The sequence below is a fragment of the Nitratireductor sp. GISD-1A_MAKvit genome (genome assembly GCF_040819555.1).
Lineage (GTDB): Bacteria > Pseudomonadota > Alphaproteobacteria > Rhizobiales > Rhizobiaceae > Nitratireductor.
The window spans coordinates 2,295,452-2,321,179 of sequence record NZ_CP161920.1; the positions used below are offsets into that span (position 1 = coordinate 2,295,452).

Below are 25,728 nucleotides of genomic sequence, written 5' to 3' on the forward strand. Positions count from 1 at the left end.
AGGTCTGTTGTCTGAGTGCAGGGCTTATCGGGTGGCCACGAAGGGCCGGCCGAGGCATGCGGGCGTGTTGACCATCGTCAGGCGCCGGTTTCGCGAGATTAGTACAAGAACGGCAATGGTCGCCAGATAGGGCAATGCGGACAGGAACTGGGAAGGCACGGAAACACCGATCACCTGTGCGTGCAACTGGCCGATCGACACGGCACCGAAGAGATAGGCCCCCGCCAGAACACGCCATGGCCGCCACGACGCGAACACGACCAGCGCCAGCGCGATCCAGCCGCGACCGGCCGTCATGTTCTCGATCCATTGCGGTGTATAGACGAGCGAGAGATACGCGCCCGCGAGCCCGGCACAGGCACCGCCGAAGACGACTGCCGCATAGCGCACGGCGACCACCCTGATGCCGAGAGCGTGCGCGGAATCGTGATTGTCTCCCACCGACCGCAGCGTGAGACCGGCACGGGTGCTGAACAGAAAATAGCTCACTCCGACAACCAGCAGGATCGAGATATAGAAAAGCGGTGCCTGCGCGAAGAGAAAGCGGCCGATCACCGGAAGATCCGACAGGACAGGAATGACCACAGGGGCCATCTTGACACCCGGCATCCCGATGAAGGCTTCGCCGATCATGCCCGAAACACCCAGTCCCAGCAGCGTCAGCGCCAGGCCCGTCGCCACCTGGTTTGTGACGAGCGACAGTGTCAGGAACCCGAAAAGCAGCGCAAATGCTGCGCCCACCACAATCGCGGCAAACACGCCGAGCCAGGGCGATCCGGTGGTGATGGCGACACCGAAACCGGTCACGGCGCCCATCACCATCATGCCCTCGACGCCGAGATTGAGAACGCCGGAACGCTCCACCACCAGCTCGCCAATGGCCGCAATGAGAAGCGGCGTAGCCGCGGTGGCAATGGTAATCAGGACGGATTCAAGCATTGTTCGTGGCCTCCCCGCCGCGTAGCGAGCGCCCGGCAAGCCGGATCTTGTAGTGAATCAACGTGTCGCAACCGAGCACGAAGAACAGAAGCATGCCCTGAAACGCACGGGCCGCCTTGTCTGAAAGACCAAGCGAGATCTGTGCAGCTTCACCGCCGAGATAAGACAGCGCCAGAACAAACCCCGCCGCCACGATGCCGAGTGGATTGAGCCGGCCGAGAAAGGCGACGATGATCGCGGTAAAGCCATAGCCCGGCGAAATGGACGGCTGAAGCTGTCCGATGGCACCCGCCACTTCCGAAATGCCGGCAAGCCCGGCAAGGCCACCGGAGATCAGAAATGCCACCATCACCATGCGCGCGGAGCTGAAGCCCGCAAACCGCCCTGCCCTCGGGCTCTGGCCCAGAACGCGGATCTCGAATCCCTTGCGGGTCTTGCGCAGGATGAACCAGAGAACAAGCGCCGCAAGAACAGCGAAAACGATGCCCCAGTTGGCCCTGCCGGCCGATGGCATCAGCTCCGGCAGGATGGCGAAAGCATGAAAGTCGCGCGTCTCGGGGAAGTTCATGCCGCCGGGATCGCGCCAAGGGCCGCGCACGATCCAGTCGAGCAGGAGCTGGGCCACGTAAACCAGCATGAGGCTGGTGAGAATTTCATTGGTGTTGAAACGCGCCTTCAGAAAGGCCGGCACGGCAGCATAGGCCGCGCCGCCAGCAATGCCCATGGCAAGCATCAGCGGCAGAACGAGCCAGTTCTGGAATTCGGGAAACATCACCGGCAGGATGCTTCCGGCAATTGCGCCCACGATGAACTGCCCTTCCGCACCAATGTTCCAGTTGTTCGAAAGGAAACAGACCGACAGGCCGGTGGCAATGAGGATCAGAGGGGCCGCCTTGATTGCAAGCTCATGCAGCGACCATGTCTCGCGCAGCGGATCGATGAAATAATAGTAGAGCGCGTCGAGCGGGTTCTTGCCGAGAATGGAAAACATGATCGCACCGGCGATCATGGTGAGAACCAGTGCGATCAAGGGAGAAATGGCGCTGAACAGAACGGAGTGCTGTGGGCGCTTGACGAGTTCCAGGCGCATCATGTGGTCTCCGTGTTTTCAGGCTGGCCGGAGCGTTCGGGTTCGGCTCCGCCCATCAAGAGGCCGATCTTTTCAAAGCTTGCATCCGCGATCGGCATCGGCTCCGAGAGTTTGCCGTCATGCATGACAGCAACGGAATCGCAGATCTCGAACAGTTCATCCAGATCCTGAGAAATCACCAGCACCGCCGAGCCCGATCGTGCCAGATCGATCAACGCCTGCCGTATGCGTGCGGCCGCGCCGGCATCCACGCCCCATGTAGGCTGGTTCACGACGATGACGGCAGGCTGGCGGTCAAGCTCGCGGCCAATGATGAACTTTTGCAGATTGCCACCCGAAAGGGATGCCGCCTCCGGATCCTCTCCGCTTTTGCGGACATCCATGGCCTCGACAATGCGCGAAGCCGCCCTGGCAAGGGCGCTCGAACGAACCGTCCCGAAGGGGGCAACAAGAGCGCCTGCATCGGTGACATGGCGCGACAGAAAGAGATTTTCCGAAAGGCGCATCTGTGGGGCCGCGCCATGGCCGAGCCGTTCTTCGGGCACAAAGGCGGCCCCCAATAGCCGCCGTCCCGAAATTCCGGTTCGTCCAGCATCCGTTTCCCGGATGCGGATGGCATCGGCCCTGTCCTGCAGGACCTCGCCGGACAGGGCTTCGAAGAGTTCCCCCTGACCGTTGCCCGCAACACCGGCAATGCCCATCACTTCGCCCGAACGCACTGCAAGGCTGATTCCGCGCAGGGGCATGGCGAACGGGTTTGCGGCGGGACGGTTGAGTGCCTTGACTTCGAGAAGCGCCTCACCGTCACCATTCACGCTGCCGGAACGCCTGACCGCATCGACATCGTCACCGACCATCATTCTGGCCAGCGAGGGCCGCCGTCTCCTGCCTTGGGTCGCAATGCGACACCACCTTGCCATGGCGCAACACGGTTGCCCGGTCGCAAAGGCGCTTCACCTCTTCGAGCCGGTGGGAGATATAGAGGATGGACTTGCCCTCGTCGCGCAGGGTCTCCAGCGTCTCGAAAAGCCTGTCGGCCTCCTGTGGAGTGAGGACCGAGGTGGGTTCGTCGAGAATGATCAGGTCCGGCTTTTGCAAAAGGCAGCGAATGATCTCGATGCGCTGGCGCTCGCCGACCGAAAGGTCACCCACATGGGCAAACGGATCGAGTGGAAGTCCATAGGCCTTCGAAAGCTCGCGCGCGCGCTCGGCCACCTGCAGGATCGGCGTCTTGTCATCCAGCGACAGCATGATGTTTTCAGCCGCTGTCAGAGCCTCAAACAACGAGAAATGCTGAAAGACCATGCCAATGCCGAGCCGGCGCGCTTCGCCTGGAGACTGGATGGAGACAGACTTCCCCTTCCAGCGGATTTCACCGGCAGCGGGTTCAAGTGCGCCGAACAGCATCTTGACCAGCGTCGATTTGCCCGCGCCGTTCTCCCCCAGAAGCGCATGGATTTCGCCCTTTCCGATGGAAAGATCGATTTCGTCACAGGCCCTCAGCGAGCCAAATATCTTTGTCAGCCCGCGAACCTCAAGAAGCTCGCTGCTGCTGCCTTCGTGTGCTTGATCCACGCCGGCTCCCATTTCGGTCATTTTTGTTCTGTTCCCAGCTCGATCATAGGCAGACGGCTTTGTCGCGCATTAGAGCCGCATTGATTGAAAGAGATTCAAACGCAATCACTGCATTACCTTTTAAGCCCGTTCCCGAGATTCGGCCAAGCCTGCATGATCGCGCCGATGCAAAACAGGTAAATGCCGGTGGCGGCGATCGCGATGCGCACCAGAGAATGGGACTCAAGGTTCTGAAGCAGCCCGACCATCCCGAGACCGCACCAGGCAAAAAAGACCGTCAGATTGAGAATGCGCAGACGCTGCACCCGAACCGGATGGAGAAAGAAGACCGGCAGAAAGGTCATGACGGCCGATATCAGCACCACGCCAAAAGCGACGTATTCGCCCGGCTCCACCACGAAAAGGGTGAACACGACCATGTTCCACACGACGGGAAAGCCCTTGAAGAAATTCTCCCGCGTCTTCATGCCGGTATCGGCATAGTAGATGGCGCTCGTGACGACGATGATCGCGGCAGACAGAAAGGACAGCCCCTCCCCCATGAAGCCGCTCTTATAAAGCGCGAAGGCGGGAATGAGCACATAGGTCACATAGTCGATGATGTTGTCGAGCATGTCACCCGACCAGGTGGGCAGAACCTGCTTTACGTCCAGTTTGCGCGCTATCGGCCCGTCTATACCGTCCACGAACAGCGCAAAACCAAGCCACCAGAACATGGCAACCCAGCGTTCCTCGCTGGCCGCGACCAGTGACAGAAAGGCGAGGAAAGAACCCGACGCCGTCAGGAGATGAACGGAAAACGCCTTGGCCTGCGGGGCGGTGACTTTCTTGGTTTTCATGCTGTGTGCCTAAGGTCCGCGCCAGTCGAGCGGGCAGATCTCCGCCGAACGCCCGGCAAAATTCCAGTTGCGGCCAAAGGCTCGCATGCGGCTTTTGTCAGACCGCGCAACGGTGATTTCCGGCGCGATCCAGTATTGCGAGTTGGTGATCACCGTGTCGCCATCGGCATCCTTGCCGGCAATGGGCGTGATCGCACCGTCGATGATCTTGGGTATCTGGAAAATTCGGGTCTTCCCATCGGTTTCATAGTGGACCGGAGCCCGCTGAATGCCCAGAAACTGCCCGACGAGAATGGACAGAAGCCCGGTCGTTCCGCCCGCCTTGCCGGAAAAAATCTTGCCGATGGCTTTCTCGGCATAGATCGAGGCGCGTTCATCCAGAAAGATGCCGGCAGTCCAGTTGCCGCGGCTCATATAACCGGGGATTTCCATGACCAGACCGAGATTGAGGCCCGAAAGATCGGTTTCACCGTAATGCCCCTGATCGATCCGAAAACCCGCCCAGGTCTGGCAATATCCTTCCGTGGGAGGGTGATTGCCCAGCGAAAGCACGCAGGGGCAGAACACCGTGCAATTGCACGACAGCACCAGCTCGCCTTTCAGCGCCCAGTCTTTCTTTCCCATGGCATCTGCCCCTCTTCTAGAAAGAGATTACAAGAAGCGTGAGCGCCCACACAAGCAGGAGTGCACCTGAAATGCGTGTGACAGCGCGACTATGACCAGATTTTTCCACCATGGTGAAGACGCCCAGAAGCGCCATCCAGAACACATTCATGAGGCCAACGGCGAACATGACGAGCATCAGCGCCCAGCAGCAGCCAAGGCACCAGGCTCCCTGCCGGATCCCAAGGCGATAGATTGAGGCACGGCGCGCGCTCCAGTGGTCAAACAGCGTGGCAAATGGATTTCGGCACTTGATGAGACAGGCCTCTTTCAGTCCGGAAAACTGGTAAGCACCGGCAATGGCAAGAACGGTGGCCCCGCCAAGGCCGGTCCAGGGCGAAAGCACCGTATCGCCGGGCAAGATCATGGAAATGCCAAGCGCCATCCCCGCAAAGCCGAATGACGCGGCAAGCCACACGGTGAGATAGCCGGCCACGAGCACGATCGGGTGCACGACACTCTCTCCCTTTCGGGCGGCCGTGTCGGCAATCTCGCAGTAAGTGCGCAGCAGCGGAGCGGCAGAGGGCAGCATCATGGCGAGTGCCATCAGGAACCACATGAAAGTCAGAAGGACAAAGGCCGTCAAGTCGTTCCCGGCACCGATGGGGGTCAGACAAAGGGCCAGAAACGCCTCGAAAGGCGCCGGGAGCGCCACGTCGGGAAAATGCTGCAGCCAGGCCGCGCCGGGTCCGGCCGAGCGCGGGGCGACCGATGCCGTTCGAAGGCCCATGAGGGCCAGGAAAATCCACGAGGTCACAACCGCCACAACGAGAGCGGCAAGCGAAAGCGGATAGGCCAGCCGCGCGGTTTGATACACGGTTTGGCGCGACCCTGTCAGTGCGGTCAGTTCTTGATCGTCGCAGCTCATTTCGGTCCCCGTGGCACAGGCTGGGGTCTTTCGCCGCGTTGAAGCTTGCGCCGACCCGTCCCATCATGACAAAGACAGGAACGAGCCTGTCGATCAAGACACAAACAGGGATGGATGGAAGCCGTGGGCGATCGTGACCGCAAAATTCTCGTGGCCGGAACAGGTCCGGCCGGCCTGATCGCCGCGCTGATGCTGGCCCATGCCGGTCTTGCGGTGACACTGGTTGGCCCCCGCCCGCAGGGACGTGACCGCAGAACCGTGGCGCTTATGCGCCCCTCGCTCGATGCGATCGAGCCGCTGGGCGTTCTCGAAAAGCTGCTGCCGGAAACCGCGCCGCTCAAGGCCATGCGTCTCGTGGATGCCACGGGCCGACTGGTGCGCAGCCCCACCGTGACGTTTCACGCCGGCGAAATCGGCGAAGATTTTTTTGGCTTGAACATCCCCAATGCGCGCCTGACGGAAGTGCTTTCCAGGGCTGTGAACGCCGCACCACTGGTTGAATGGCATGAAAGCCTCGTCGAAACATGGGCCTGCGAAGGCGACCGGGTTACCGCGAAGCTCGAAAACGGTGAAATGATCGCGGCAAAACTTGCTGTTGCCGCAGACGGGCGCGGTTCGCCGGCGCGTGCGGCTGCTGGCATTTCTGCAAAGACACGCACCCTGCCGCAGGCCGCCCTCGTGCTGAATTTCAAACACGCCCGTGAGCACGGTTTTGTCTCCACGGAGCTACACACAAAGACCGGCCCCTGCACCCAGGTCCCCCTGCCCGGGATGCGGTCCAGTCTTGTCTGGGTGCTTCGCCCCGAGGATGCCGAACGGATGAACAGTCTGGGCGATCAGGAGCTCTCGATGCGGATCGAGGAGCAGTTTTCGTCCATGCTGGGGCGCGTGACCGTGGAGCCCGGGCGTCAGATCTACCCGCTCAGCACGCTGATGCCGTCGCGTTTCGGGCAAAACCGCGTTGCGCTTGTCGGCGAGGCCGCGCATGTTTTCCCGCCAATCTCGGCACAGGGCCTCAATCTGGGCATACGCGATGTGGAAGATCTCGTTGCGGTGGCCAGCGCGTTCCCGGACGATCCTGGTGGCACGGGAGCGATGAACCGCTATCATGCAGCGCGGCGGGCGGACGTGCTTGCCCGCGCCAACTCCGTAAACCTTTTGAACGCCTCCCTTCTGTCAGGTTTTCTGCCAGCACAGCTCGCACGCAGTGCCGGGCTTTCCATCGTTGGCAGCGTCCCCCCGCTACGGGCGCTCTTCATGCGGGAAGGCATGCGGCCCGGCAGCGGTTTTTCCGCTCTCCTTCCCTTCAGGGGAAGAGGTCCGGCGGCAGAATCCCGTTCGTGATGGCGTAGAGCAGAGCCGTAACGGTGCCCACCGAGACAAGCGTGGTGATGAGCACGCTGGCGGAGGCGCGCTCCATCCACACTCCATATTGCTGGCTGATGACAAACACATTGGTTGCCGTCGGCAAAGAGGCCAGCAGCACGGCGGAAAACACCCAGCTTTCGGAAAAATTACCGATCCAGCTCAGCGTGACATAACAGATCGCCGGGTGAAGAATGAGCTTGAGACCAACGATTGCACCCACTTCGTGTGGCACGCGTCGCAGGGGGCGAAGCGCAAGGCTCACGCCCATGGCAAAAAGGGCGCATGGCGCGGCTGCCGATGCGAGATAGGCGAGCAGGCGCTCGATGGGAACTGGCGGCACGACGTGGAGTGCCGCGGCTGTCACGCCCGCTGCCGTGGCCAGAATGAATGGATGCAGCACGATCTTTCGCACCACTTCGAGCGCGAGCCGGCCCGGTTTTTCTCCGCCGCCGCCCGAGATCGCCATCATCATGGGAGCCACCGCAAAATGGATCATGTTTTCAAAACAGAAGATCAGAGCGACAGGCACCGCAGCCTCCTCACCGAAGGCAAGCAGCGCCAGACCCGGCCCCATATAGCCGATATTGCCGTAGCTGGCGGCAAGTCCCTTGATGGTGCTTTCGGCGATGGAGCTGCGTCCCGACAGCATCGACCCGGCAAACATGATGGCAAAGACGATGTAGGTTGAGGCAACCGCGCCGAAGATATACCCCCATTCGGTCAGGCGCTCGATTGGCGTTTTGGCAAGAAGCTGGAAAAACAGCGCCGGAAGCGCTACATAGATGACGAAAGTGTTCATCCAGCCCAGTGCATCGGCCGGATGCGGTTTCAGCCGGGCGACGGCGTAACCGATAAAGATCAATCCGAAAAACGGCAGAACAAGTCCTGCGACACTGGTCATGGCCCATCCCCGTTTGGGCCACCATTCGCTTCTTTGACCCGCAAAAGCGCGCCCAAAACGCATTGCCCATACATGGCGGCTAGCCCGCGAGCCCCCTGCCCGTCAAGCCTGCGGGATTGAATTGTGGCTCCTGCTGCGCCACATAGGGAGCCAGAGGTATAATTATGCAAACTATTGGAACTGCAAAATTTCGCATTGGGCAGGTCGTCCGCCATCGGGTGTTCGACTTCCGTGGCGTGATTTTCGATGTGGACCCCGAATTCAACAATACCGAAGCCTGGTATCAGGCGATCCCCGAGGACGTCCGTCCGCGCAAGGACCAGCCATTCTATCACCTTCTCGCCGAAAACGAGGAGACGGAGTATGTGGCCTATGTTTCGGAGCAGAACTTGATGCCAGACGAATCCGGCGTACCGGTCAGGCATCCGCAATTGGCGGAATTCTTCGTGGAAACCGGTGATGGTCATTACGAGCCGCGCGAACGCATCCATCACTGACGCCGGTACACACTTCAAACGAAAACAGGGCCGCCGGGGCCCTGTTTTTTTGTCTCGGGTCGGCGTTGAAGGCTATTCGGCCTTCTTTGCCTTCTCCTGCGCCTCGCGCAGCTTCTCGGTAAACTCTTCGTTGTTCTTGTTCACGAAGTCCTGAAGCTTCTTCTGCCGGTCCTCGATGTCGGACTGTGGCAGCGGATCGCCATCATAGGCATTGGTGAAGCCGGAGAGCGTCATCTTGATCGGGTTCGGCTGGTTCTGGAAGTTGACCGATGTAAGCGTCAGTTCCGATCCGCGCTTGAAGGATGCGACGAGCTGGTCGGTCAGCGGCGCTTCGGCAATGCAGCGGTCCGGAAGGCAGATGGCATAGTCGATCTTCTGCGTCTGTCCGCCATCGATCTGCAGGCCGATGCCGGGAGGCACCATGCGGCCGGTCGGTACCGTGATCTGGAAGACCTTGCGGTTTACCTTGCCCTTCACCTCGATAAGGCTGACGCCGGTGATCATCTGGCCGGTTTCTGCGACGAGAACGTTCTGCACGTTGCAGATATCCACGTCTTCCTGTTTGGTGCAGGCCTTGAACCAGCCCTGCGGCGGCTGCTGCTGTTGCGCGGCGGCGACACCAGCTCCGCTTGCGGCCACACAGGCGGCGCCGGCAAGGACGAACAGGGTGCGGATTGCTTTCGCGTTCAGGCTTTTCATATGGCTCAGTTCCTCTAAATGCACAGCGCCAGGATATGGATGCATGCGTCACCTGTTGTGAAAATGCGGCGACAGCATGACCCTTGGCCGCGTGTTACACCGCCATGCGGCATGAATCCAGCCCGTCCGAGCATTTCGCTGGACTTTGTGGCAAGGTGCGGCAAACATCACACGATCCGCCGGATGCCCTGAAAAACCCACGCGCTGTGTTACGCTTCCCGGCGAATCATGGATCCGCTCGATTTCCCGCCAAAGGTGCGTCGATGTTTGCTGCCCTCAAAACCCTTCGTTTCACGATTTCTGCCGGCCTGATCACCTCGGGGCTCGCCCTGTCGGCGCAGGCCGAACCGATGCACGGCGTGGCCATGCACGGAACACCGGCGCTGCCGGCGGATTACGGCCATTTTTCCTATGTCAATCCGGATGCCCCCAAAGGCGGAGACGTGACCTATTGTGTTGTCGGATCGTTCGACAATCTCAATCCCTTCATTCTCAAGAGCATGCGCACCACCGCACGCGGCATAATCGATACGATCTTCGGCAATCTGGTGTTCGAGCCACTGATGATGCGCTCCGCCGACGAACCGTTCTCGCTCTACGGGCTGCTGGCCGAAAGCGTGGAGATGGACGAGGCCCGCAGCTATGCGCAGTTCAACCTGAACCCGGATGCCAAATGGTCCGATGGCGAGCCCGTCACGCCCGAGGATGTTATCTTCACCTATGAAGCCTACACGCAGAAGGGGCGCCCGCCCTATTCCAGTCGCATGGCCAAGATCGAAAAGATCGAGAAGACCGGCGATCACAGCGTGCGTTTCACCTTCAACGACAAGGCCGATCGCGAGTTTCCGCTGATTGTCGCCATGACGCCGATCATCCCCGAACACGCCTTCGACATCGAGACCTTCGATCAGACGACGCTGAAGCCGGTCACTGGCAGCGGCGCCTATCGCATCTCGCAAGTCGAACCCGGTCGCCGCATCGTTTTCTCCCGAAATCCGGATTACTGGGGTGAAGACATCCCTTCAAAACGCGGTTTCGACAATTTCGACAAGGTCACGATCGAATATTTCCTGAACGCCAATTCGATGATCGAGGCGTTCAAGAAGGGCATCTGCTCGGTTTATGCCGAGTCCGATCCGGTGCGCCGCCAGCATGGCATCGACTTTCCCGCCGCGCGTGAGGGCAAGGTTGTCAGCGAAACCTTCACCAATGGCGTACCGCCGGCAGTCACGGGGTTTTTCTTCAACACCCGCCGCGAGAAATTTTCCGACCCGAAGGTGCGCCGCGCTCTGTCCACACTCTATGATTTTGGCTGGGTCAACAAGAACGTGTTGCGTGGCGAATATGAGCGTACGCTCAGCTACTGGCAGGGCTCTCATCTTTCGGCGCTTGGGAAACCTGCGGATGAGCGTGAACGCGCCCTTCTTGAACCCTATGCCGACCGGGTGACGCCCGAGGTCATGGACGGCACCTATGGCAAGGCCGAGATGGCCGGTGCCCCCATTGGGCGCACTGAAATGCGTGACGCGCTGAAAATGCTGCAGGAGGCCGGCTACAGTCTTGAAGGCAACGCTCTGGTGAATGCCGAGGGCGAGGCTCTCACCTTTGAAATTCTCGTCACATCCGAGGAAGGCGAAAAACTGGCAGCCGTTTTCCAGCGCGCCCTCAGGAAAATCGGCATCGATGTGTCGATCCGACTGCTGGACGATTCACAGGCCCAGCAGCGCAAACAGCGCTATGATTTCGATGTGATCATCGCTTCGGTGGGCTTTTCCGGTTCGCTGTCGCCCGGCATCGAGCAGATCAACCGCTGGGGATCTGCCGCCGCGGAGGCCGAAGGCAGTTTCAACCTGTCGGGCGCTGCCGACCCGGCAATCGACGCCATGATCGACGCGATGCTGAACGCGCGCGACATGGATGATTACGCTGCCGCCGTGCGCGCGCTCGACCGGCTGTTGATGTCGGGAGCCTATGTCGTGCCGATGCAGCACGACAGCGACGAGTGGGTGGCCTACTGGAACGATCTGGCACACCCGGAAAAAACACCGCTCTATGGATACAAGCTGCAGACCTGGTGGCACAAACCAGACGCAGATTAAGGCCTGAATCATGTCTCTTCCCGTTACCATCGACGTCGTATCCGACGTTGTATGCCCATGGTGCTATGTGGGGCGCGCGCGCTTGCAGAAAGCGCTCGAGGCGGTGCCGGACCTTGCGGTCGATCTGCGCTGGCGGCCTTTCCAGCTCGACCCCGCCATTCCACCCGAAGGCAAGAGCCGTCACGACTATCTGAGCGAGAAGTTCGGCGACGGGGATCGCATTCTCCAGATGCATCAGCAGATCAGTGCTGCCGGAGCGGCGGAAGGCATCGATTTCAATTTCGATGCCATTGAAACCACTCCGAACACGCTCAATGCCCACCGGGTGATCCGATGGGCTGCGACCGCCGAACCGGGTGTTCAGGACTTGCTCGTGGGACGTCTTTTCGCGCTCTACTTCGAAGAAGGCGCGAATATCGGTGACGCAGCCGTGCTCATTCAGGCTTCAAGGGATGCAGGCATGGATGCGGCCGTGGTCGAGACGTTACTGGCAACCGATGCCGACAAGGCAGAGGTGGAACAGGAAATCGCCACCGCGCAGCAGATGGGCGTGACCGGAGTTCCCTGTTTTCTGCTTGAAGGCCGCTATGCGGTCGTCGGGGCACAGGAGCCCGCCACACTGGCCGATGCGATCCGCCAGGTGGCGCAGGCCCGGGCCGATGGCACGCTGGACCGCGGGCAGGACTGAGGCAGTCCCGCAGAAGGCGGCTCTGCGTCAGGCCGCCTTTTTCTCGATCAACCGCACAAGCTGCGTCATGATGACGGCAGAACCGGCAAGCCGTTTTTCCGGTGTCGGCCAGTCGCGAATGAAAACGATGCTCTGGTCGGGACGGATTTTTGCCAATGACCCCTGTTCGCCAATGAAGCGCACGAGCCCCACGGGTTCGGGGAATTCCTGATTGCGGAAATGCACCACCGCGCCCTTGGGGCCGGCGTCGAGCTTTTCCACATTGGCCTTGCGACACAGCGCCTTGATGAAAACGATCTTCAAGAGGTGTTCCACCTCCTGGGGAAGCGGTCCGAAACGATCGATGAGTTCCGCACCAAAGGCGTCGATCTCCTCGGGCGTCTCCAGCTCTGCGATGCGGCGGTAGAGACCGAGCCGCAACTGCAGGTCTGAAACGTAGGATTCGGGGATCATGACGGCGGTTCCGACCGTGATCTGCGGCGACCAGCCGGTATCGACCGCCTCATCCGATCCCTTGAGTTCGGCAACCGCCTCTTCCAGCATCTGCTGGTAAAGCTCGTAGCCCACCTCCTTCACGTGACCGGACTGTTCCTCCCCCAGAATGTTGCCGGCGCCGCGAATGTCGAGATCGTGGCTTGCAAGCTGGAATCCCGCGCCCAGCGTGTCGAGCGACTGGAGCACCTTGAGCCGCCGTTCGGCGGTCGTTGTGAGTGTCCGGTTGGGCGGCAGGGTGAAGAGCGCATAGGCACGCACCTTGGAGCGTCCCACGCGTCCACGCAGCTGATAGAGCTGCGAGAGGCCGAAGATATCGGCGCGGTGCACGATCAGCGTGTTGGCCGTGGGGATATCGAGGCCCGATTCCACGATCGTCGTGGACAGGAGGACATCATACTGGCCGTCATAGAACGCGTTCATGATGTCGTCGAGTTCGCCGGGCGGCAATTGCCCATGGGCGGTCGCCACTTTCAGCTCCGGCACATGCTCTTCGAGGAACGCGCGCACCTCCGCCAGATCCGAAATGCGCGGAACGACATAGAAGCTCTGGCCGCCACGATAACGCTCGCGCAAAAGCGTCTCGCGGATGACGAGCGGGTCGACCGGCGAGATGAAGCTGCGAACCGCCATGCGGTCCACCGGTGCCGTGGTGATGAGCGAAAGCTCGCGCACACCCGTCAGCGCCAGTTGCAACGTGCGCGGGATCGGTGTGGCCGACAGGGTGAGCACGTGGATGTCCGACTTCAGATCCTTCAGCCTCTCCTTGTGCTTCACACCGAAATGCTGCTCCTCATCGATGATGAGAAGACCGAGATTCTTGAACGAAACCGAACCGCCGAGAAGCGCATGCGTGCCCACCACGATGTCGACCGTACCGTCGGCAATGCCTTTCTTGGTTTCGGAAAGCTCCTTCGCGCCGACAAGGCGCGAGGCCTGACGCACGCGCAGTGGCAGACCGGCAAAACGGTCACGGAACGTCTTGAAATGCTGGCGGGCAAGCAGCGTGGTTGGCACGACAACGGCCACCTGCAGCCCCTCCATCGCCGCGACAAAAGCCGCACGCAAAGCCACTTCCGTCTTGCCGAAACCCACATCGCCACAGATCAGGCGATCCATGGGGCGGCCCGACCCCAGATCGTCGAGCACGGCATCGATGGCTGCCTGCTGATCATCGGTTTCCTCATAGGGGAAACGCGCGGCAAACTCGCCGTAAAGGCCTTCGGGCGGAGCCAGTTTCACGCCGGGCCGCATCTCGCGTTCGGCGGCGATCCGGATCAGATGGCCCGCCATCTCCAGAAGCTTCTTCTTCAGCTTTGCCTTGCGCGACTGCCAGGCCACACCGCCCAGCTTGTCGAGCATGGTGTCTGGTCCATCAGACCCGTAGCGCGAAAGAAGCTCGATGTTTTCGACGGGCAGGAACAGCCGGTCGTCACCCGCATAGCGAAGCTCAAGACAGTCATGAGGCGCGCCCATCGCCTCGATGGTCTTGAGACCGATGAAACGACCAATGCCGTGATCGGCATGCACGACGATGTCGCCGGCCGAAAGCGCGGCCACCTCAGAGATGAAATCCGAAGCTTTCTTGCGTTTTTTGGCGCGCCGCACCAGTCGGTCGCCCAGAATGTCCTGTTCGCCGATGACGACAAGGTCGGCGGTCTCGAAGCCGGCTTCCAGCGGCAGGATACCGATGCCTGCCTGCTGCTTTGGCAATTTCTCCAGATCAGCCAGTGTGTCGACACGGGCGACATTGCCGAGATTGTGTTCGGCAAGGATCTGGGAAAGCCGTTCTGCCGAACCGTCGCTCCAGCCCGCAATCAGCACACGTTTGCCATTGGCGCGCAGGGCTCCGATGTGCTTGACCGCGTGATCGAAAACGTTGGCGTTCGGATCGGCGCGCTCCTCTGCAAAATTGCGTCCCGCCTCCGCACCCGCATGATAAATGCGGGCCTTGCTGGTCTCCGGCGTTGCAAAGGGCGTGAAATGGACCACACGCCTCTCGGCTGCGGCCGCGTTGATTTCCTTGGGATCGAGATAGAGCGTTTCAGGCGGAACCGGCTTGTAGGGCACGGCACCACCGAGCTCCGTGCCCTCCATCTGTGCGCGCCGCGCCTCATAATGATCGACAATCAGCGCATGCCGTTCACCAAGCGCCTCCTCGGCCAGATGATCGAACACGACCGGCGCTTCGGGCAGATAATCGAGCACACTGTCGAGCCGCTCGTGAAACAGCGGAAGCCAGTGTTCCATTCCGGCGAAACGCCGCCCCTCGCTGACCGCGCTATAAAGCGCATCGTCGCGCGAAGGCGCACCGAAAGTTTCGATATAGTTGCGTCGGAACCGGCTGATCACCTCGGGTGAAAGCGTGATCTCGCTCATGGCCTGGAGCGAGACTTCCTTGCGCTGGCCGGTCGTGCGCTGGGTGGCGATGTCGAAGGCGCGGATCGATTCGAGCGTATCGCCGAAGAAATCGAGACGCAGCGCCTCGTCCCAGCCGGGTGCGAAGAGATCGAGAATGCCGCCGCGCACCGCATATTCGCCCACATCGCGCACGGTCGAAACGCGCTCGAAACCGCTGGTTTCAAGCCGCGCCGTCAGCGCCGTCATGTCGACCTGATTGCCCGGTCGGGCAAAAAAGCCCTGCGCTCCGATCTGGTCTGCCGGCGGCATGCGCTGCAACAGCGCATTGGCGCTGACAATCACCGCGGCCCGGTGCGGTTTCGCACGCAGTTCCGCCATCGCGTTCATGGCGGCAAGCCTGCGCGCTGCGGCATCCGCCCCGGGCGACACGCGGTCATAGGGAAGACAATCCCACGCCGGAAGATCGAGGACCGGCAGGCCGGGATCCACGAACCGAAGCGTATCGACCAGCGCCGGAAGACGCTGCCCGTCACGAAGGACAAAGATGATCGGACCGTCCGGCGCCACCTCGCGCGCGGTCGCTGCCAGGGCGAATGCTTCAAACCCGTCTGCGACACCATCGACGGTAACGGCACCGGCACCCGCGCGTGGCAGTTTCAGAGCATTGATCAGTTTCATAGACGTCCTGCCTCAGCGTCCCTGCGATGCGATGATCCGGCCCCACAACGGCGTGTCATAATCGGCTGGTACGGGCATTTCGCCCGTAACCCACTTGAAAAGGTTGGTATCCGGAACGCTCAGAATGGCTTCAAACTGATCCATCTCGTCGTTACTGAGCCGGTCGATCTCGGCATCGGCAAATCCACCCAGCACAAGATCCATTTCACGCATGCCACGGCGCCATGCGCGCACAAGCGCCCGGCGGCGGCGCGGGTCGAGATCGTGGCTGGAACGGGTTGTGCCTGTCATGGTTTCGCTTTCCTGCAATGCAGCGGTCGGTCGCCCGGGCGGATATAGCGTGTGCATGAGCATCTGTCAGCCTTGCGTCGGCGAATTTGGGCCTTAATCATGACAGGATGCGTCCTTCAATGCTTGATCCCCTTTTTGCCCCCGTGACCGCGCTCGATGGCGTGGGTGCGAAACTTGCCGATCTTCTGGCAAACATCGTTCCCGGTGATATCGCCGGACGCGAGATTCGCGTGGGCGACCTTCTTTTCGTGCTGCCGCATTCCCTCATCGACCGGCGCAGCCGCCCCGGCATTGCCAATGCGCAGGAAGGATCGATCGTCACGCTGGATCTGACGGTGGGCCGCCATCATCCCTCTCCGCCGGGTCGCCGGAACGTGCCCTATCGGGTCTTCGCCTTTGACGAAACGGGAGAGATCGCCCTCACCTTTTTCCATGCCCGCGCGCCGTGGATCGAGAAAATCTTGCCCGAGGGCGAAAAGGTTCTCGTGAGCGGGCGGATGGAGTGGTTCAACGGCCGCGCCTCCATGGTGCATCCCGATTTTGTCGTGCCGGCTGCCGAGGCCCACACCCTGCCAATGCTGGAACCGGTCTACCCGTTGACCGCCGGCCTTTCGGCGAAAGTGCTGCGCCGCGCCATATCACAATCGCTGGAGCGGCTTCCCACCCTGCCTGAATGGCAGGACGAGAGCTTTCTGTCGCGAAACCGCATGCCGCCTTTCAGTGAAGCGCTTGAACGGCTTCACGATCCGCAGGCGCCCGAGGAGGTCCAGCCTGAAAGTCCCGCCTGGCGACGCATCGCCTATGACGAATTTCTCGCTGGCCAGCTTTCGCTGGCGCTGGTGCGCGCAAAGGTTAAGCGCCTCTCCGGTCGGCCTCTCAAGGGCGATGGTCGTTTCGAGAAAATGATCCGTCATGCCCTGCCCTATTCGTTGACCGGAGCGCAGGAAGAGGCCGTGCGCGATATCCTGGAAGATCTTGCCGGCGAAGAGCGCATGGTGCGTCTCCTGCAGGGCGATGTGGGAGCCGGCAAGACCGTTGTGGCACTCCTTGCCATGGCCCGCGCTGCCGAGGCGGGTGGCCAGTCGGCTCTCATGGCACCGACCGAAATACTCGCCCGCCAGCACGCAGCAACCATCACACCGCTGGCACAGGCCGCAGGTCTTCGCGTTGCAGTTCTGACGGGGCGTGAGAAGGGACGGGAGCGCCAGCACATTCTCGAAGAGATCGCCTCCGGTTCCGTCCATTTCGTCATCGGCACGCATGCGCTCTTTCAGGAAACGGTTGAGTTCCGCGATCTCGCGCTCGCTGTGGTCGACGAACAGCACCGCTTTGGCGTGCACCAGCGTCTGGCCATGACGGCCAAGGGCAATGCGCCCGACATGCTAGTCATGACGGCGACCCCCATCCCGCGCACACTGGTCCTCTCCGCCTTCGGCGACATGGATGTATCGCGCCTGACCGAAAAACCCGCCGGCCGACAGCCGATCCGCACCGTCACACTGCCCGTCGAACGCCTGCCCCAACTGGTGGACCGCATCACGAAAGCGCTGTCTGAGGGGCAGAAAGTCTACTGGATCTGCCCGCTTGTCGAAGAATCCGAAGAGCTTCAACTGATGTCGGCGGAGGACCGGCACAGCTCATTGCAAAAGGTCTTCGGAAACGCAGTCGGCCTTATTCACGGGCGCATGAAACCCACCGACAAGGACGCGGCAATGCGTGCCTTCAAGGACGGTCAGACACGAATTCTCGTCGGCACGACAGTGGTTGAGGTGGGCGTCGATGTGCCCGACGCGACGATCATCGTGATCGAACACGCAGAACGTTTCGGCCTGGCGCAACTGCACCAGCTGCGCGGGCGCGTGGGGCGTGGTGCGCTCGCCTCTTCCTGCGTGCTCCTCTACAAGGGGCCGCTCGGTGAGACGGCAACGAGAAGACTGGAAGTCATGCGCGACACCGAAGACGGTTTCGTGATTGCGGAGGAAGACCTCAAACTGCGCGGTGAAGGCGATCTTCTGGGAACCAAGCAGTCGGGAACGCCGGGCTTCCGCGTGGCCCGGATCGAGGCCCATATGGAGCTTTTGCAGGCCGCACGCGACGATGCGCGGCTCATCCTGTCACGCGATCCGGAGCTGCAGTCCCCACGCGGTGAAGCGCTGCGGATACTTCTCTATCTCTTCGGGCGCGATGAGGCGGTTCGCTTGCTGCGGGCAGGCTGAGCGGTCTTTGCCTTCGCCTCGGCGGCAAGCGCCTCTGTCTTTGCATGATATTCCGGCGCCACAAGCCCCGCGGAGATGACAAGCTTGGCCCCCTCCTCAACCGTCATTTTCAACTCGATCACGTCTTTTCTGGGAACGAATAACAGGTAACCGGAGGTGGGGTTGGGCGTGGTCGGGAGAAAGACCGCGATGGTCTGCCCGGCATCGTCGTCAATCTTGGCCTGAACTTCACCGCGCGTCTCCGTGGCGATGAAAACCAGCGCCCACAGGCCCTTGCGGGGATATTCGATCAGACCGACCTTCTTGAATGTATCCGACCGCTCGGAGAGAACGGTTTCAAGAATCTGTTTCAACCCGCGATAGACGCTGCGCACGAGAGGCATGCGTCCCAGAATGCTTTCGCCGGTATGGACAATCGTGCGACCAATGAAATTGGCTGTCAGGAAACCGATCAGGGTGATCAGGATCAGCGCGACAATGAGGCCGAAACCCGGCAGGGCGAAAGGCAGGTAATTGTCAGGATTGTAGCGGAAGGGAATGTAGGGTTTGACCCAGGAATCGACCCACCCGATCATCGACCACGCCAGATAGGCCGTGATCGCGAGCGGGGCGGTAACAATAAAGCCCGTGAGAAAATAATTGCGCAAGCGAGTCATCATGATGCGGAAACGGGCCTCGAATGGAGTGATTGACGAAGATCAGCCCGGCGGACACTACGCCACCGGGCCGTACTATAGAATAGGAATTCGGGCCGCCATATGACAGCCCAGAACCGCTACTCCACCGTAACCGACTTCGCAAGATTGCGGGGTTGATCCACATCCGTCCCCATGATGACCGCCGTATGATAGGCGAGCATCTGAACCGGAAGTGCATGGATAATCGGCGCGGCGAACTCGGGCACATCCGGCAACACCACGCTCTCCAGCGTGTCGAGCGTGGCGTTTCTGGCGCCCTTTTCATCCGTGATCAGGAATATGCGTCCACCGCGCGCGGCCACTTCCTGCATGTTCGAGACGGTTTTTTCAAAAATGCGGTCATACGGAGCAATCACGATCACCGGCATCTGCTCGTCGATCAGGGCAATCGGCCCATGCTTCAGCTCGCCGGCAGCATAGCCTTCGGCATGAATATACGAGATTTCCTTGAGCTTTAGCGCCCCTTCGAGTGCCAGCGGGTAGTTCGTGTCCCGTCCGAGATAAAGGACGTGGCGCACATGCGAGAGTTCGCGTGCCACCTTCTCGATGCCCGGGCTCAGCTTGAGTGCCTGTGAGGCAAAGCGTGGCGCCTCGGAAAGCTGGCGAACAAGCGCCTTTTCTTCATCGGGCAAAATCGTTCCGCGCGCCTTGGCCGCTCTTAGCGTCAACGCTGCAAGAACGCTGAGCTGGCAGGTGAAAGCCTTGGTCGATGCAACGCCGATTTCTGGACCAGCCAGTGTGGGGAATATTCCGTCACTCTCGCGTGCGATGGTCGATTCGCGCACATTCACGATGGAGGCGATCGGCACGCCCTCGCTCCGGCAATAGCGCAGCGAGGCCAGCGTGTCGGCCGTTTCGCCCGACTGCGAGATGAAAAGTGCCGCGCTGGATTTCGACAGCGGCATTTCGCGGTAGCGGAACTCTGAGGCGATATCGATGTCGACGGGCAGGCGCGCATAGCGTTCAAGCCAGTATTTTCCGATCAGTCCGGCCAGATATGCCGTGCCACAGGCCGAAATGGAGAGACGGTCGATCTTAGCAAAATCGAATGGCAGGTCGAAATCCGCCACCGTGCCCTCGGCGAAATTCAGATAATGGGCGAGTGTGTGGGAAATGACTTCCGGCTGTTCGTGGATTTCCTTTTCCATGAAATGCCGGTGGTTGCCCTTGTCGACAAGCAGGCTGGTGCCGACCGACTGCTGGTGAGCGCGCTCCACCGGCTGACCATCCATGCCGAATATCTCCACACCGTCACGGCGCACCACCACCCAGTCACCATCTTCGAGATAGGTGATGGTGTTGGTGAAGGGCGCCAGCGCGATCGCGTCGGAGCCAAGATACATCTCGCCCTCGCCATGACCGACCGCGAGCGGAGGGCCATTGCGTGCGCCGACGATCATGCCCTCATCGCCGCGGAACAGGATGGCGAGCGCAAAGGCGCCGCGCAATCGCTTCAGCGCCGCGAAGGCCGCATCCTGCGGCGTTGCTCCCCTGTCCAGCTCACGCGCCACCAGATGTGCGACCACTTCCGTATCGGTCTGCGAGGAGAACGCGACACCGTGGGCCTTCAGCTCGTCACGCAGTTCCGCGAAATTTTCGATGATGCCGTTGTGAACCACCGCCACGTCGCCGGCGAAATGGGGATGTGCGTTGGTCTCGTTGGGAACGCCATGGGTTGCCCAGCGCGTGTGCCCGATGCCGATCATGCCGCCAAGCGGCTCCTCGCCGAGCCTCTTCTCCAGATTGACCAGCTTGCCTTCGGCACGGCGGCGGTCGAGCCTGCCGTGATCCAGGGTCGCGACACCGGCGGAATCATAGCCGCGATATTCAAGCCGCTTCAGCGCGTCTACGATGAGCGGCGCCACCGGCACCTGCCCGACAATGCCCACAATTCCACACATATGGCTGTCTCAGCCTCCCACCAAACAGTCAGACCCCGATTCACGCGATTGTTCTAGGACGCGGAACAAGAGGATGAAAATCAACAAGTCTTTCATTTCGTATCAAGCCAGAAGGGCCGCTTGCGATACCCCTGCCTCACGTCTTTGAGCGACGCGCCTTGAGCGCCGCCAGCCGGTCGCGCAGACGCTTTCCCAGCCCCTCCCGGTTGGACTGTCGGGCGCGGCCGAAAGCCAGCGCGTCGGCGGGTACGGATTCGGTGATCACGCTGCCGGAAGCAACATAGGCGCCCGCCCCGATGGTAACTGGAGCCACCAGAGACGAGTTGGTGCCCACGAAAGCGCCAGGCTCGATATCGGTGAAATGTTTCGAAAACCCGTCATAATTGCAGGTGATGGTGCCTGCGCCCAGATTGGCCTTTGCACCCACGCGCGCATCGCCCACATAAGACAGGTGGGGGATCTTGGCCCCCGGCTCCACGCGCGTCTTCTTGATCTCCACGAAATTGCCCACCTTCGCACCATCCATGATTTCGGCGCCCGGACGCAGCCGCGCGAATGGGCCGATGGATGCACCCGCATCGACACGGGCGTCCTCGAGATGAGAATTGGCTCTGAGGATGACGTTTTCCCCGATCCTCACCCCGGGGCCGAAGAAGACATTCGGCTCGATGACCGTGTCGCGCCCGATAACGGTGTCATGCGAAAAATACACGGTTTCGGGTGCGATCAGGGTTACCCCGTCGAGCATCACCGCGCTGCGGCGACGCTGTTGCCAGATTGCTTCGGCTGCAGCGAGTTCGGCGCGATTGTTGATGCCGAGCGCGCTTTCGTAGTCGGCCTCGATCGCGCGCACCTTCAGTCCGCGTGCCGTGGCGATCTCGACAATGTCGGTCAGGTAGTATTCGCCCTTCGCGTTGTCGTTGCCGATGGCTTCAAGGAGTTCGAGTGCCCGCTTGCCGGCCAGCGCCATTGCGCCGCCATTGCAGAAGGTGATGCGGCGCTCCTCTTCAGTGCAGTCCTTCTCCTCGCGGATGGCGATCAGCGCCTCGCCATCTTGGATCAGCCGCCCATAGCCGGTGGGCCGCTCGGTGCGAAACCCCATGACGACGATGTCCGCGCCCGTGCGAAGCTCAGCGCGCATCGCCTGTAGAGCATCGGGCGCGATCAGCGGCGTGTCGCCAAAGGTGACAAGAATATCGTCATAGCCGCGGGCAATCGCAGCGCGTGCCGCGAGCACGGCGTGTCCCGTGCCAAGCCGCTGCGCCTGAACGAATGTCTCGGCGCCGGGTGCAAAGGTTTCGGCGGCCTGTGACACCGCCTCGGCCCCGTGTCCCACGACCAGCGCCTTGTCGCCGGCACCTGCCGCATCGAGCGCGTGTGTGACATGGCCGAGCATTTCCAGCCCGGCAATCCTGTGCAGCACCTTTGGCGTCGCGCTCTTCATGCGCGTGCCTTCGCCGGCTGCGAGAATAACCGATAGGCAGGTGCGTTCGCTCATGGATTGATGCCCGTTGTGCTTTCTGACGATTCGCCTTTTCTAGCATCCTGCCCGAAAGGCACCAATCCACTCTCAGCCGAGTTTGCCAAGGGCCGGAAAGGTTTCAAGAAGCCAGAAAGCCATGGATTGCATACCGCCGGTTAAGAAAAGGACACCGGCCACCACAAGCAGCCCGCCCATCACCTTTTCGACGCGGCCCAGATGCATGCGGAAGCGGGAAAGGAAACGCATGAAACTTCCGGAGAAAAGCGCTGCGAGAAGAAAAGGAACACCAAGTCCCAGCGAATAGACCGCCAGAAGCAATGCACCATCGGTCACGGTCTCGCGCCCGCCAGCAAGCGTCAGAATCGGACCGAGCACCGGTCCGATGCACGGGGTCCAGCCAAATGCAAAGGCCAGCCCCATCACATAGGCGCCAAGCTTCGTGGCAGGCTTCCCGCCCGCCTGCATGCGGGCTTCGCGCGACAGAAACGGAATGCGCACCAGGCCGAGGAAATTCAGCCCCATGACGATGATGACAATCCCGGCCACCATGGCAAGCTCCTGCTGCCAGATCCGCAGGACAGAACCGATGGTGGAGGCCCCTGCTCCCAGAAGCACGAAGACCGTGGTGAACCCGAGCACGAATGAGAGCGAGGCGGAAAAGAGCGCAAGACGCGTGGTGCCGGTGGAAAGTCGCTCTCCATCACCGGCGTCCTCGCCCTTGAACTGCTCGACCGAAATGCCCGCCATATAACACAGATAGGGCGGCACAAGCGGCAAGACACAGGGTGACAGAAATGACAGCGCCCCTGCACCTGCCGCGCTCAGATATCCCACATCAATCGCCATGCTTCTTCCCGAACCGAAAGCGCCGACCGCGCATCTTGAATTCAGCATTCCCTATAAGCGCCCGCCCCTGCACACACCAATCACCTTTGCGTGGCATACCGTCGCGACGGTTGGCTGTTCAGCCCCGCAGATGAGGCTGCCCAACTCTCCGGTATCGAATGTAAACCATGTGCCAGGAACGGACCCCGAAGGAAAAATGGCGGAGGGAGTGGGATTCGAACCCACGAGACGGTCACCCGCCTGCCGGTTTTCAAGACCGGTGCCTTCAACCGCTCGGCCATCCCTCCAGGCATTGGTTTCGTTAGCATTTTTCAGGTTTCCGCATCGCCTGGTCAGGGCGTTGCTACCGTTTTGCTGCCGAATGCCTTTTACGGCTTCGCCTTTACCGCGCCTCGTATTGCGGCGTCAACCTGTTCTGCGGCGGGCGCCTGAATTCCCCGTCTTTCCGAGCGTTGTGAGCGAAAACATGCCGATGCGCCGGCCAAACCCGATGCAGCCCATCTCGCCATTGACGAACCGGCGATCGCCGCAACGGTCCGCCTGGCCGGTCCTCCCGCTGGCAATCAGAGATCCGACATCCCCGAAGGCCTCTTCTTTTAAACGCCATCAGTGTCTTGCGGCGAAATCGCCGCGGCCCGACGCGCCTGCGGGCACGACGCGACCCGGATCGGTTCCTTGCCGGTAATGAGCCCCTGCGCATAGATGCCATCTCACGAACTTCTGAAACTGACAGTATTCACTTTCGGCGTGTCAGCGTCGACAATGGTCAGATGCTGGTCTTCAGGGCCGACGGTGTTTGACCTGGCATGGGAGAAGAGACCGGCTGCGTGATGGCGCATTGCAGAAGGGGCGAAGCCACGAACTGCGACGCGTGCGCGCATGAATGACTATTCGTCTTGAGGAAGGCACTGTTTCGAGCCGGAGGGGGGTCGTGCGATTTGATCAGGACTTTCTGTTTGCAACCGATGAGGATGGGAACCGACTGCGGTTCACGCGTGCCGAGCGCTCGGTATTGCGCATGCTCGTGCGAAATCAAGGCCGGATAGTCTCCCGCGACCGCCTGCTTGATGCGATGACAGGCGCCGATCCGGACGTTTCCGACCGCAGCGTGGATTTCATCATAAACCGTCTGCGACGGAAACTGGGAGACACGGTCCGCCGGCCCCGTTACATCGCGACCCAGTATGGTGAGGGCTATTACTGGATGGCGGCTTCTCCTGCGGTCTCCACCGCCAATGCCTTCATCGTGATCGGTCCGCTTAGGGGTGTCCCCGAAGCGCCGCAATTCGTTGCTGCCGCCCGGCATTTTGCCGAACAACTTCAAGTGGGATTAACGCTGCGCACCAACAGGGGGCACAAGGTGGTCATAGACCCTGTGTGTCCGTCGCCGACACGGTTTGAAGGGAAAAAACCGGCATATGCGATCGAACTCGACTTTGTGACCGGCGCTGCCGATGTGCTTGATTGCGCATTGACACTCAAAGCGTTCCCGACGGGTCGCGTTCTTTTCGTTCAACGATGTACGGTAACCGATCTTTCGGCGGTTGGCACACGCCCTGCCCTCGATGACACCTGCGAATCCATCGTAAAGGCTTTGTGGAAAACGCTGACAGAGGCACCATTGCATGCCGCTCCGACCGAGCCGCCTCTGCCGATGCGCCTTCATGAAACGTCCGAGCAACTTGCCGGCAAGCAAAACTGGGTCGAGGCCGAGAAGCGTTTGCGCGCCCTCTATGAAACGTCGCCCGATCATCGCACGGCCCTGCTTCTTGCAACCGCCATCCACATGCGTGGTGTGATGGGAGGAGCCAGGCAACTGATGCAGCATGACCGGCGTCGCGCCGACCTTGATGAGATCGAGGCGCTCGTCCTCCCCGCGACAGTGGCGATGCAGGACGATCCGATGACGGCGCTTGGGCTGGCAAAATTTCTCTATTTTGTCGATCGCGGCCATGACCGTCTTGCCGTTGAAATGGCCGAGAGCGCCTTCTGCCAGACCACAGCGTTGGGCGCGGCCTATGCCATACTGGGACAGATACGCATGTGGGAGGGTGAACTGGAACAGGCAACCGCCCTGTTCAGGGCCGGGCTAGAGCTCGCACCCGAGCAATATTATTTCTCCGTCTATCTGCGGGCGATGCTCTGTGAGGTGGCGATCTCATCCGGCGATGCAGCGTTGGCCAGACGTGTCATCGCCGAATACGCAGAAGAACACCCATACGAGTACCGTCAAACACGGCTTTTGTTCGTACCGCCTGACGTGGACCCCGGTGAGCCGGGGTGGTCTGAGCCCCTGGCCGATCTTGATCGCCGGGAGGCGTTGGCAACGCTTCGATACGGTCATTTCTACATTGCGCGGCTCTTCCGCGATCCAGAGCACGCGCGTTCATTCATGAAGGGCGCGGAAGTCCTGCTTGGCGCAAGGTTCGGCCCCGACGTTGTCGAAGCTGCCCGCGCAGAAAAGGTGCCAGAGTAGTTCATTGGAAGTATCGACCTTGCCTTGTCTGCGCGTCAAAGGGGCAGCGCCATGCACCTC

Annotated in this window: 19 protein-coding genes, 1 tRNA gene and 1 pseudogene; 6 read left to right on the forward strand and 15 right to left on the reverse strand. The window is 60.9% G+C overall.

The features are described from left to right. Positions 1-24: 24 nt before the first annotated feature. The 6 genes and pseudogenes from AB2N04_RS12235 to AB2N04_RS12260 form a co-directional block, all read right to left on the reverse strand. The gene (locus AB2N04_RS12235; protein WP_367714744.1) at positions 25-939 is read right to left on the reverse strand and encodes an ABC transporter permease; all 915 of its coding nucleotides are present in this window, start codon (positions 937-939) and stop codon (positions 25-27) included. Continuing rightward, a complete protein-coding gene (locus AB2N04_RS12240; RefSeq protein ID WP_367718799.1) occupies positions 932-2,029 on the reverse strand; it encodes an ABC transporter permease in 1,098 nt (365 codons plus the stop codon). Before AB2N04_RS12240 ends, AB2N04_RS12235 begins: the two co-directional genes overlap by 8 nt. After that, positions 2,029-3,625, reverse strand: a pseudogene (locus AB2N04_RS12245) (ABC transporter ATP-binding protein). The gene AB2N04_RS12240 and the pseudogene AB2N04_RS12245 overlap by 1 nt, the downstream one beginning before the upstream one ends. A gap of 92 nt (positions 3,626-3,717) precedes the next feature. After that, positions 3,718-4,443 (reverse strand): phosphatidylcholine synthase, encoded by a 726-nt coding sequence (gene pcsA / locus AB2N04_RS12250; RefSeq protein WP_367714745.1) that lies wholly within the window; start codon positions 4,441-4,443, stop codon positions 3,718-3,720. A gap of 9 nt (positions 4,444-4,452) precedes the next feature. Next, entirely contained in the window at positions 4,453-5,067 is a 615-nt protein-coding gene (locus AB2N04_RS12255) for a DUF1326 domain-containing protein (RefSeq protein ID WP_367714746.1), read from the reverse strand. Between the two features lie 16 nt (positions 5,068-5,083). Next, a complete protein-coding gene (locus AB2N04_RS12260) occupies positions 5,084-5,974 on the reverse strand; it encodes a DUF2182 domain-containing protein (protein ID WP_367714747.1) in 891 nt (296 codons plus the stop codon). A 114-nt stretch (positions 5,975-6,088) separates the two neighbouring features. Here AB2N04_RS12260 and AB2N04_RS12265 point away from each other — a divergent pair, with 114 nt between their 5' ends. Then, entirely contained in the window at positions 6,089-7,318 is a 1,230-nt protein-coding gene (locus tag AB2N04_RS12265) for a UbiH/UbiF family hydroxylase (RefSeq protein ID WP_367714748.1), read from the forward strand. On the opposite strand, the gene AB2N04_RS12270 is transcribed toward AB2N04_RS12265, so the two are convergent. Next, positions 7,281-8,243, reverse strand: coding sequence for an AEC family transporter (locus AB2N04_RS12270; RefSeq protein WP_367714749.1), 963 nt, complete (start codon positions 8,241-8,243; stop codon positions 7,281-7,283). The two genes, AB2N04_RS12265 and AB2N04_RS12270, sit on opposite strands and share 38 nt — an antisense overlap. A 164-nt stretch (positions 8,244-8,407) precedes the next feature. Between AB2N04_RS12270 and hspQ the strand changes: the two genes are divergently transcribed. Then, a complete protein-coding gene (gene hspQ, locus AB2N04_RS12275) occupies positions 8,408-8,740 on the forward strand; it encodes a heat shock protein HspQ (RefSeq protein WP_367714750.1) in 333 nt (110 codons plus the stop codon). Positions 8,741-8,812: 72 nt separating this feature from the next. On the opposite strand, the gene AB2N04_RS12280 is transcribed toward hspQ, so the two are convergent. Then, positions 8,813-9,439: an invasion associated locus B family protein gene (locus AB2N04_RS12280; protein ID WP_367714751.1), complete on the reverse strand. Its 627-nt coding sequence runs from the start codon at positions 9,437-9,439 to the stop codon at positions 8,813-8,815. A 263-nt stretch (positions 9,440-9,702) separates the two neighbouring features. Here AB2N04_RS12280 and AB2N04_RS12285 point away from each other — a divergent pair, with 263 nt between their 5' ends. Both AB2N04_RS12285 and AB2N04_RS12290 read left to right on the forward strand, forming a co-directional pair. Continuing rightward, positions 9,703-11,538 carry an extracellular solute-binding protein gene (locus tag AB2N04_RS12285; RefSeq protein WP_367714752.1) on the forward strand — a complete coding sequence of 612 codons (1,836 nt, stop codon included), beginning with the start codon at positions 9,703-9,705 and terminating at the stop codon, positions 11,536-11,538. A gap of 10 nt (positions 11,539-11,548) precedes the next feature. Further along, the gene (locus tag AB2N04_RS12290) at positions 11,549-12,226 is read left to right on the forward strand and encodes a DsbA family oxidoreductase (RefSeq protein WP_367714753.1); all 678 of its coding nucleotides are present in this window, start codon (positions 11,549-11,551) and stop codon (positions 12,224-12,226) included. Between the two features lie 27 nt (positions 12,227-12,253). On the opposite strand, the gene mfd is transcribed toward AB2N04_RS12290, so the two are convergent. Next, the gene (gene mfd / locus AB2N04_RS12295; protein WP_367714754.1) at positions 12,254-15,757 is read right to left on the reverse strand and encodes a transcription-repair coupling factor; all 3,504 of its coding nucleotides are present in this window, start codon (positions 15,755-15,757) and stop codon (positions 12,254-12,256) included. 12 nt (positions 15,758-15,769) lie between these two features. Beyond that, positions 15,770-16,048 (reverse strand): succinate dehydrogenase assembly factor 2, encoded by a 279-nt coding sequence (locus AB2N04_RS12300; protein WP_367714755.1) that lies wholly within the window; start codon positions 16,046-16,048, stop codon positions 15,770-15,772. A gap of 107 nt (positions 16,049-16,155) precedes the next feature. Between AB2N04_RS12300 and recG the strand changes: the two genes are divergently transcribed. Further along, positions 16,156-18,264, forward strand: coding sequence for an ATP-dependent DNA helicase RecG (gene recG, locus AB2N04_RS12305; RefSeq protein WP_367714756.1), 2,109 nt, complete (start codon positions 16,156-16,158; stop codon positions 18,262-18,264). Here recG and AB2N04_RS12310 read toward each other — a convergent pair. From AB2N04_RS12310 to AB2N04_RS12330, 5 genes are all read right to left on the reverse strand, one after another. Then, on the reverse strand, positions 18,216-18,920 hold the full coding sequence (locus tag AB2N04_RS12310; protein ID WP_367718800.1) for a DUF502 domain-containing protein: 705 nt from the start codon (positions 18,918-18,920) through the stop codon (positions 18,216-18,218). The two genes, recG and AB2N04_RS12310, sit on opposite strands and share 49 nt — an antisense overlap. 119 nt (positions 18,921-19,039) lie before the next feature. Next, positions 19,040-20,863, reverse strand: coding sequence for a glutamine--fructose-6-phosphate transaminase (isomerizing) (glmS, locus tag AB2N04_RS12315; RefSeq protein WP_367714757.1), 1,824 nt, complete (start codon positions 20,861-20,863; stop codon positions 19,040-19,042). A 136-nt stretch (positions 20,864-20,999) separates the two neighbouring features. Further along, positions 21,000-22,361: a bifunctional UDP-N-acetylglucosamine diphosphorylase/glucosamine-1-phosphate N-acetyltransferase GlmU gene (gene glmU, locus AB2N04_RS12320; RefSeq protein WP_367714758.1), complete on the reverse strand. Its 1,362-nt coding sequence runs from the start codon at positions 22,359-22,361 to the stop codon at positions 21,000-21,002. Between the two features lie 72 nt (positions 22,362-22,433). Then, positions 22,434-23,192 carry a cytochrome c biogenesis CcdA family protein gene (locus AB2N04_RS12325; protein ID WP_367714759.1) on the reverse strand — a complete coding sequence of 253 codons (759 nt, stop codon included), beginning with the start codon at positions 23,190-23,192 and terminating at the stop codon, positions 22,434-22,436. A 197-nt stretch (positions 23,193-23,389) separates the two neighbouring features. Beyond that, positions 23,390-23,479: transfer RNA gene (locus AB2N04_RS12330), tRNA-Ser, on the reverse strand. Between the two features lie 644 nt (positions 23,480-24,123). Between AB2N04_RS12330 and AB2N04_RS12335 the strand changes: the two genes are divergently transcribed. Further along, positions 24,124-25,668 (forward strand): winged helix-turn-helix domain-containing protein, encoded by a 1,545-nt coding sequence (locus AB2N04_RS12335; protein WP_367714760.1) that lies wholly within the window; start codon positions 24,124-24,126, stop codon positions 25,666-25,668. The last annotated feature ends 60 nt before the right edge of the window (positions 25,669-25,728 follow it).

Bases quoted from the DNA above. Each gene is read 5' to 3' on its own strand.
- AB2N04_RS12235 (WP_367714744.1), bottom strand. From the start codon at position 939: ATGCTTGAATCCGTCCTGATTACCATTGCCACCGCGGCTACGCCGCTT.
- AB2N04_RS12240 (WP_367718799.1), bottom strand. From the start codon at position 2,029: ATGCGCCTGGAACTCGTCAAGCGCCCACAGCACTCCGTTCTGTTCAGC.
- pcsA (WP_367714745.1), bottom strand. From the start codon at position 4,443: ATGAAAACCAAGAAAGTCACCGCCCCGCAGGCCAAGGCGTTTTCCGTT.
- AB2N04_RS12255 (WP_367714746.1), bottom strand. From the start codon at position 5,067: ATGGGAAAGAAAGACTGGGCGCTGAAAGGCGAGCTGGTGCTGTCGTGC.
- AB2N04_RS12260 (WP_367714747.1), bottom strand. From the start codon at position 5,974: ATGAGCTGCGACGATCAAGAACTGACCGCACTGACAGGGTCGCGCCAA.
- AB2N04_RS12265 (WP_367714748.1), top strand. From the start codon at position 6,089: ATGGAAGCCGTGGGCGATCGTGACCGCAAAATTCTCGTGGCCGGAACA.
- AB2N04_RS12270 (WP_367714749.1), bottom strand. From the start codon at position 8,243: ATGACCAGTGTCGCAGGACTTGTTCTGCCGTTTTTCGGATTGATCTTT.
- hspQ (WP_367714750.1), top strand. From the start codon at position 8,408: ATGCAAACTATTGGAACTGCAAAATTTCGCATTGGGCAGGTCGTCCGC.
- AB2N04_RS12280 (WP_367714751.1), bottom strand. From the start codon at position 9,439: ATGAAAAGCCTGAACGCGAAAGCAATCCGCACCCTGTTCGTCCTTGCC.
- AB2N04_RS12285 (WP_367714752.1), top strand. From the start codon at position 9,703: ATGTTTGCTGCCCTCAAAACCCTTCGTTTCACGATTTCTGCCGGCCTG.
- AB2N04_RS12290 (WP_367714753.1), top strand. From the start codon at position 11,549: ATGTCTCTTCCCGTTACCATCGACGTCGTATCCGACGTTGTATGCCCA.
- mfd (WP_367714754.1), bottom strand. From the start codon at position 15,757: ATGAAACTGATCAATGCTCTGAAACTGCCACGCGCGGGTGCCGGTGCC.
- AB2N04_RS12300 (WP_367714755.1), bottom strand. From the start codon at position 16,048: ATGACAGGCACAACCCGTTCCAGCCACGATCTCGACCCGCGCCGCCGC.
- recG (WP_367714756.1), top strand. From the start codon at position 16,156: ATGCGTCCTTCAATGCTTGATCCCCTTTTTGCCCCCGTGACCGCGCTC.
- AB2N04_RS12310 (WP_367718800.1), bottom strand. From the start codon at position 18,920: ATGACTCGCTTGCGCAATTATTTTCTCACGGGCTTTATTGTTACCGCC.
- glmS (WP_367714757.1), bottom strand. From the start codon at position 20,863: ATGTGTGGAATTGTGGGCATTGTCGGGCAGGTGCCGGTGGCGCCGCTC.
- glmU (WP_367714758.1), bottom strand. From the start codon at position 22,361: ATGAGCGAACGCACCTGCCTATCGGTTATTCTCGCAGCCGGCGAAGGC.
- AB2N04_RS12325 (WP_367714759.1), bottom strand. From the start codon at position 23,192: ATGGCGATTGATGTGGGATATCTGAGCGCGGCAGGTGCAGGGGCGCTG.